Source organism: Microbacterium sp. K41, from assembly GCF_004794395.1.
Classification (GTDB): Bacteria; Actinomycetota; Actinomycetes; order Actinomycetales; family Microbacteriaceae; genus Microbacterium; species Microbacterium sufflavum.
The window spans coordinates 1-7,022 of record NZ_SSDO01000432.1 but is presented as its reverse complement, the minus strand read 5'-3'; the positions used below and the strand labels follow the sequence as shown (position 1 = coordinate 7,022).

The window sequence follows — 7,022 nt, the reverse complement described above, 5'->3', positions numbered from 1 at the left end:
CCGGGGGCGCCTCGGCGCCGTCGGCGGCCTCCGACGCCGCGCGGGCCGTGGCCGCCCTGACCTTCTTCGTCTTCCGCGACGTGTTCGCCCGGGGCTTCTTCGGGCGCCCGGCGACGCGGTGGCCGAGGAAGCCGAGCAGGGCGGGCGTGAGGGTCACGGCTATCGCGACGGCCACCGCGACCGCGACCGAGGCGGCGATGCCCATCGTGGTGAGGAAGGGGATCCCGGCGAACCCGAGGCCGATCAGCGCGATGAGCACGGTGACGCCGGCGAACACGACGGCGGAACCGGCGGTGCCGACGGCGCGCGCGGTGGACTCCTCGGGGTCGACGCCGTCGCGCACCTGATCCTGATGCCGCGCGACGATGAAGAGCGCGTAGTCGATGCCGACGGCGAGCCCGAGCATGAGCGCGAGCAGCGGCGTGGTGGACGAGACGGTGGCGAACGCGGTCGCGGTGAAGATGCCCGCCATGGAGATGCCGACGCCGAGGATCGCGGTGAGCAGCGGCAGCCCGGCGACCACGAACGAGCGGAACGTGACGATGAGCACGAGCAGGGCGATCAGCAGACCCACGGCCTCGGTGAGCGTGACGCCCGGGATGGAGATCGCGAACAGGTCGCCGCCGAGCGACGTCTGGGCGCCATCGGGCAGCTCGGCGCCGAGGTCAGCGACCACGGCGCGCAGGGCGTCCTTCGTCTCGTCGGACACGTCGGTGGACTCGCCGTCGAACTGCACGCGCACGATCGCCGCCGTGTCGTCGTCGTTGATCATGCCGTCGACCATCTCGTCGTACGGCGAGGTCGCCGCCAGCACCTGGTCGAGATCGCCGAGGGCGGACACGGCGTCGTCGATGGGCTCGCGGTACGCGTCGTCGTCGATGCTGTCGCCGTCGGCGGCGACCACGATGAACTGCGCGTTGGTGCCGCTCACCTGCGGGAAGGAGCGGGAGAGCTGCTCGAGGCCCGCCTGCGACTCCGTGCCGGGGATGGAGAACGTGTTGTCCGTGCCCACACCGAGCACGACGGCACCCGCGCCGGCGATGCCGAGGGCGAGGAGCCAGGAGACCAGCACGCGCCAGGGGTGCCGGAACGACCAGCGTCCGAGGGACGACAGGAGTGTGGACACGGGTTCTCCTCGGTGGGGGTGAGCTGGATACACAGGTGTATCCAATACATAGATGTATCGTAAGGTGATCCGGCATCGCGATTCTGTGTGCCGGGTGTGAACACGAGGCGAACCGCACCGGGAGGGAACGCATGGCGGCAACGGCCACGCGCAGCCGTGAGAACACGAGGGCGCGCCTGCTCGACGCGGCGGCGCAGGTGTTCGCCGAGGTGGGCCTGGAGGGGGCGTCGGTCGAGGCGGTCTGCGAGCGCGCGGGCTTCACGCGCGGCGCGTTCTACTCCAACTTCGACTCCAAGGACGAGCTGTTCCTGATGCTCGCCGCGCGGGTGGCCGATGCCCGCGTGGCCGCCGTGCGCACGCGCGTCGAGCAGATGCGCGCGGAGGGCGAGCTCGGCGACGGGTGCGACCCGACCGACCTCGTGCAGCAGATCATGGAGCTCGGCAGCGACGACCGGCTCGGCGTGATGCTCATGAGCGAGATCCGCATCCGCGCGCTGCGCGATCCCGCGTTCGGTGAGGCCTATCTGGCGCAGGAGCGCGAGATGGTCGGCAGCATCGCCCGGATCGTGGAGGACATCGTCGAGGCCGGGTCGCTGCGGCTGCGCCTGCCCGCGACCGACGCCGCGCGCATGCTCATGATCATCTGGGAGGGCATGACCGTGCGCGGAGCGATGGCCGGCCGCGACGACGCCGAGCTGCGCCACTCCGGCGGCGAGGAGCTGGGTCGCCTCGTGGAACTGCTCGTCGAGTCCTAGCCCGGGTTCCGCGTCGCGAGCTCGTGGTGGCAGCGGGCCAGGCGGGCCAGCCACCACTCGCGCCGCTCGTCCGCCGCGGCCAGGCGCGTGAGTGCATCCGCGTCCGGGGTGACGCGCCCGACCGGGATCGCGCCGTCGACCGGGCGGAGGTCGGTCACGTCGTCGAGGAACAGGGAGCCCGTGCCGAGGCCGCAGTCGAAGCCGAGTGAGGGCAGCGCGGCCGCCAGTGCGGCGCCCTGTGACAGACCGACCGCGGTGTCGAGCGCGCTGGACACGACCGCCGGGAGTCCCGCTGCCGTCACGATCTGCAGCGCGTGGGTGACGCCTCCCAGCGGCTGCGCCTTGATCACGACGATGTCCGCGGCCCCGGCGCGGGCGACGGCGAGGGGGTCGTCCGACTTGCGGATGCTCTCGTCGGCGGCCACCGGGATGCCCATGTACTTCACGCGGGTGCGCAGTTCGGCCAGCTCGGGCACGGTCGCGCACGGCTGCTCGACGTACTCCAGGTCGTACTCCGCCAGGGCGTGCACCGCGTGCTCGGCTTCGTCCACGTTCCACAGTCCGTTGGCGTCGATGCGGACGCGCCCCTCCGGTCCCATGGCCTCGCGGACGGCACGGACCCGGGCGACGTCATCGGCCAGCAGCTGTCCCGGCTCGGCGACCTTGACCTTCGCGGTGCGGCACCCGAGGAAGCGGGCGAGCACCTCCGGCACCCGGCCGGGCTCGACCGCGGGCACCGTCGCGTTCACGCCGATGCGATCGCGCACGGGGGCCGGTTGCGCGCGCCAGGCGTAGTCGATCGCGGCGGCGAGCCACGTCGCGGCCTCGGCGTCGTCGTACTCCACGAACGGCGAGAACTCGGCCCACCCCTCCGGCCCCTCGAACAGCAGCGCCTCGCGGGTGTCGACGCCGCGGAACCGGGTGTGCATCGGGAGGGCGACGACCCTGGCCGTGTCGAGCAATTCTGCGAGCGGAGGGATCATGCCCTCATTCTGCGCCACGGGCCGCGCGGCGACGGATTCACGCGCCGACGACCCGGAGCGTGCGCCGCACGACACGTGCCATTGACAATGGTGTGTGACGCACAGTAATGTGATCGACATGAACGAGACGCTCGACACGCACCTGCAGGAACTGCGCCGCGGCACCGTGGTGCTGGCCTGCCTGCAGCTGCTGCGCACGGCGGGCTACGGCTACGGGCTGCTGGAAGAGCTCGAGCGCCGCGGCTTCGCGACCGACGCGAACACGCTGTACCCCCTTCTCCGCCGGCTGGAGAAGCAGGAGTACCTGACGAGCGAGTGGAACACCGACGAGGCACGGCCGCGCAAGTTCTACCGCACCTCGGAGGCCGGCATGCGCCTGGCCGACACCCTCACCGACGAATGGCGCGCGCTCACCGCCGCGATCGCCTCCCTCACCACCGAGGAGAACTGACATGACCGCCACTCTCACCGAGCGCTACATCAGCGCGACGATCCGCAGTCTGCCGCCCGAGACGCAGGGCGACGTGCGTGCCGAGCTCGAGGCGTCCATCGCCGACGCCGTCGAGGCCCGCATCGAGACGGGGGAGGACCCGCAGGAGGCCGAGCGCGCCGCGCTGACGGCGCTGGGGGATCCCGGAGCCCTCGCCGCGGGATACGCCGACCGCCCGCTGCACCTGATCGGCCCGCGGTACTACCTCGCCTGGTGGCGGCTGCTGAAGCTGCTGCTGATGATCGTGCCGGTCTGCGCGCTCGGCGGCGTGGCGCTCGGACAGACGATCGCGGGAGCCCCCGTCGGCGAGGTGATCTCCAGCGCCGTCCTGGCGACCGGGGGCACCATCCTGCACGTCTGCTTCTGGACCACGCTCGTGTTCGTCATCCTGGAACGGTCGGGCACCGACGCCGGGATGAAGTGGGACGTCGACCAGCTGCCCGAGGCGTCGGACGACGGCGTCGGCCGCAACGAGCTGATCGCCTCGCTCGTGTTCCTCGGGCTCGCGGTGGGCGCCCTGCTCTGGGATCGGTTCCGCGGCTTCGTGGTGGTCGACGGCGAGGCACTGCCCATCCTCGACCCCGGTCTGTGGCCGTGGGGGATCGGTGTGCTGTTCCTCCTCATCGTCGCCGAGGCCGTGTTCGCGATCGTCGTCTACCGTCGCCGCGGGTGGAGCACCGCGCTCGCCGTGGTGAACACGGTCCTCGCCGTGGCCTTCCTCGCCTGGACCCTGACCATGCTCCTCACCGGCGACCTGGTGAACCCGGACTTCCTCGCGCACATCGTCGCGGCGGGCGGCGACGGATTCGCCGCCGGTGACGCCGAGGCCGCCGACGAGGGCGGGATCTTCCGCATCCTCGCCGTGCTGCTCGGATTCGGCATCGCACTGGGCGTCGGCTGGGACATCGTCGACGGCTGGCGCAAGGCTCGCCGGCGCTGACCCGCGGAGTGCACCCACCCGGACCGGGTGGGTGCACTCCGTGTCGCTCGGAGGCGGGGAATAGGCTGGGAGACGTGACCGATGCCTTCGTCTCCGACCTGTTCGACCCGTCCGAATGGGTGCTCGCGCCCGGCGCCGAGGACTACACCGACATCACCGCGCACGTGTCGCACGACGGCGGTGTCGCCCGCATCGCGTTCGACCGGCCCGAGGTGCGCAACGCGTTCCGGCCGCACACGGTCGACGAGCTGTACCGCGCCCTCGACATCGCCCGGCAGGACGCCCGCATCGGCGCGGTGCTCCTCACCGGCAACGGCCCGAGCCCGAAGGACGGCGGCTGGGCGTTCTGCTCCGGCGGTGACCAGCGCATCCGCGGCCGCGACGGCTACAAGTACTCCGACTCCGAGACCGCCCTGGTCGACGGGCAGTCGCGCGCGGCCGTCGGGCGCCTGCACATCCTGGAGGTGCAGCGCCTGATCCGCTTCATGCCGAAGGTGGTCATCGCGGTCGTGCCCGGATGGGCGGCCGGCGGAGGACACTCGCTGCACGTCGTGTGCGACCTCACGATCGCGTCGGCCGAAGAGGCGCGGTTCAAGCAGACCGACGCCGACGTGGGGAGCTTCGACGCCGGCTACGGCTCTGCGTACATGGCGCGACAGACCGGGCAGAAGTTCGCGCGCGAGGTGTTCTTCCTCGCCGAGGAGTACTCCGCGCAGCGGGCGTACGAGGCGGGCGCTGTGAACCGTGTGGTGCCGCATGCCGAGCTGGAGCGCGAGGCGCTGAAGATGGCGCGTACCGTGCTCACCAAGTCGCCCACCGCGATCCGCATGCTGAAGTTCGCGTTCAATGCGGTCGACGACGGGCTGGTGGGCCAGCAGGTGTTCGCGGGAGAGGCCACCCGTCTCGCCTATGGCACCGACGAAGCGGTCGAGGGTCGCGACTCGTTCCTGGAGAAGCGCGCGCCCGACTGGTCCTCCTTCCCCTGGCACTACTGACCGAGCACCCCCGGAGGCACGCATGACCGCCCTGATCCCGACTGATGCGGAAGACACGGGACAGCTGCGGGACGCACTCCAGCGGGCGCTCGACGGCGGCCCGGCGCTCGGCTTCGGCATGCTGGGCGGCGCTCCGGAGCACGTGGCGGACGGCATAGCGGCGGTCATCGCGACCTCGGGGTCGAGCGGCATCCCCAAGCGCGTGGCCCTGAGCGCGGAGGCGCTGCGGGCGAGCGCCGAGGCCACGGCCGCGCGCATCGGCGAGGGGCGGTGGCTGCTCGCGCTCCCGGCCGGTTACGTCGCCGGACTCCAGGTCATGGTGCGCTCGCTCCTCGCCGGGACGGAGCCGCGGCAGATCGAGGGACGCTTCTCCCCGGTGTCGTTTGCCGAGGCGACGCTGGCCATGCTGCGCCCGGCGGGTGCGGCGGGTGTTCCCGAGCTGTACACCTCGCTCGTGCCCGCCCAGATCGCCACGCTGCTCGACGCGGCGGAGGACACCGCCGTGCGCGCGGCACTGCAGGCGTACCGGGCGATCCTCGTGGGCGGGCAGGCGCTGCCGGAGCCGCTCAGGGAGCGCGCGGGCGACCTGGGCGTGCGGATCGTGCGCACCTACGGCTCGACCGAGACCAGCGGCGGCTGCGTGTACGACGGCGTGCCGCTCGACACGGTCGCGGTGCGGGTGGTCGACGGCGAGCTCCGCATCGCCGGACCCATGCTCGCGGAGGGCTACCTGGGCGACGGCTCGCTCACGGCTCGCACCTTCCTGCACGACGAGCACGGCATCCGGTGGTACCGCACGGGCGACCTCGGCCTCGTGGAGGACGGGGTCGTGCGCGTGCACGGCCGGGCGGACAACGTGATCGTGTCGGGCGGGATCAACATCTCGCTGGACAGGGTGGAGCGCATCGTGCGGCGCGTGCCGGGGCTGCACGAGGCGGTGGTGGTGCCGGTGCCGGACGAGCGCTGGGGTGAGGCGTCGGTGATCGTCGCGCCGCGGGGCGAGGTGCTGCGGCGCAGCGAGGCGGAACAGCTGGGGCAGGCGCGCGAGGCGGTGGCGGCCGAGATCGGCGCGCACGCCCGTCCCTCGCGTCTCGTCCTGGTCGACGAGCTCGCGGTGCTGTCGTCGGGGAAGCCCGACCGCGAGGCGATCCGCCGGTCGGTCGCGGAACTGCACTGACGCGTCGCCCGCCCGCGGTCCTGCCAGACTGGGGCGCATGGCCACGTACACGCACGGACACCACGAATCCGTCCTCCGCTCGCACAACGTGCGCGACATCGCCAACTCGGCCGCGTACCTCCGCCCGCACCTCACCGCGCAGACGCGACTGCTCGACGTCGGGGCGGGTCCCGGCAGCATCACGGTCGACTTCGCCGGGGCGGTCGCACACGTCACCGCGACCGAGATCGACGAGTCGGCGCTGTCGCTCTCGCGCGACCTGGCGGCGCAGCGCGGCCTCGACAACCTCTCCTTCTCGGTGGAGGACGTGCACGCGCTGAGCTTCGCCGACGACACGTTCGACGTGGTGCACGCGCATCAGGTGCTGCAGCACGTGGCCGATCCGGTGCAGGCGCTGCGGGAGATGCGGCGTGTGACCGTGCCGGGCGGCCTCGTCGCCGCGCGCGATGCCGACTACGCGGGCTTCCTGTGGTTCCCGGTGCTGCCGGAGCTCGACCGGTGGCTCGACCTCTACCGCCGGGCCGCGCGTGCGAACGGGGGCGAGCCGGACGCGGGG

At 72.2% G+C, this 7,022-nt stretch carries 8 protein-coding genes; 6 read left to right on the top strand and 2 right to left on the bottom strand.

The features are described 5' to 3' along the window. A partial coding sequence (locus DW309_RS13625; RefSeq protein WP_240753223.1) for an MMPL family transporter occupies positions 1 to 1,126 on the bottom strand: 1,126 nt, incomplete at its 3' end. A 131-nt stretch (positions 1,127 to 1,257) separates the two neighbouring features. Between DW309_RS13625 and DW309_RS13620 the strand changes: the two genes are divergently transcribed. Beyond that, complete coding sequence (locus DW309_RS13620; RefSeq protein WP_136029756.1) at positions 1,258 to 1,881, top strand: TetR/AcrR family transcriptional regulator; 624 nt, start codon at positions 1,258 to 1,260, stop codon at positions 1,879 to 1,881. Here DW309_RS13620 and DW309_RS13615 read toward each other — a convergent pair. Further along, complete coding sequence (locus tag DW309_RS13615) at positions 1,878 to 2,864, bottom strand: o-succinylbenzoate synthase (RefSeq protein WP_136045678.1); 987 nt, start codon at positions 2,862 to 2,864, stop codon at positions 1,878 to 1,880. The genes DW309_RS13620 and DW309_RS13615 overlap by 4 nt on opposite strands. Positions 2,865 to 2,982: 118 nt before the next feature. Here DW309_RS13615 and DW309_RS13610 point away from each other — a divergent pair, with 118 nt between their 5' ends. From DW309_RS13610 to DW309_RS13590, 5 genes are all read left to right on the top strand, one after another. Then, a complete protein-coding gene (locus DW309_RS13610) occupies positions 2,983 to 3,315 on the top strand; it encodes a PadR family transcriptional regulator (protein ID WP_136029762.1) in 333 nt (110 codons plus the stop codon). A gap of 1 nt (position 3,316) precedes the next feature. Beyond that, positions 3,317 to 4,294 carry a permease prefix domain 1-containing protein gene (locus DW309_RS13605; RefSeq protein ID WP_136045677.1) on the top strand — a complete coding sequence of 326 codons (978 nt, stop codon included), beginning with the start codon at positions 3,317 to 3,319 and terminating at the stop codon, positions 4,292 to 4,294. A gap of 74 nt (positions 4,295 to 4,368) precedes the next feature. After that, on the top strand, positions 4,369 to 5,289 hold the full coding sequence (locus DW309_RS13600) for a 1,4-dihydroxy-2-naphthoyl-CoA synthase (protein ID WP_136045676.1): 921 nt from the start codon (positions 4,369 to 4,371) through the stop codon (positions 5,287 to 5,289). Positions 5,290 to 5,311: 22 nt separating this feature from the next. Further along, positions 5,312 to 6,466: an AMP-binding protein gene (locus DW309_RS13595; RefSeq protein ID WP_205812773.1), complete on the top strand. Its 1,155-nt coding sequence runs from the start codon at positions 5,312 to 5,314 to the stop codon at positions 6,464 to 6,466. Between the two features lie 37 nt (positions 6,467 to 6,503). Beyond that, positions 6,504 to 7,022: class I SAM-dependent methyltransferase (locus DW309_RS13590; RefSeq protein WP_136045675.1), on the top strand; the 519-nt coding region annotated here is incomplete at its 3' end.

Bases quoted from the DNA above. Each gene is read 5' to 3' on its own strand.
- DW309_RS13615 (WP_136045678.1), bottom strand. From the start codon at position 2,864: ATGATCCCTCCGCTCGCAGAATTGCTCGACACGGCCAGGGTCGTCGCC.
- DW309_RS13595 (WP_205812773.1), top strand. From the start codon at position 5,312: ATGACCGCCCTGATCCCGACTGATGCGGAAGACACGGGACAGCTGCGG.
- DW309_RS13610 (WP_136029762.1), top strand. From the start codon at position 2,983: ATGAACGAGACGCTCGACACGCACCTGCAGGAACTGCGCCGCGGCACC.
- DW309_RS13620 (WP_136029756.1), top strand. From the start codon at position 1,258: ATGGCGGCAACGGCCACGCGCAGCCGTGAGAACACGAGGGCGCGCCTG.
- DW309_RS13605 (WP_136045677.1), top strand. From the start codon at position 3,317: ATGACCGCCACTCTCACCGAGCGCTACATCAGCGCGACGATCCGCAGT.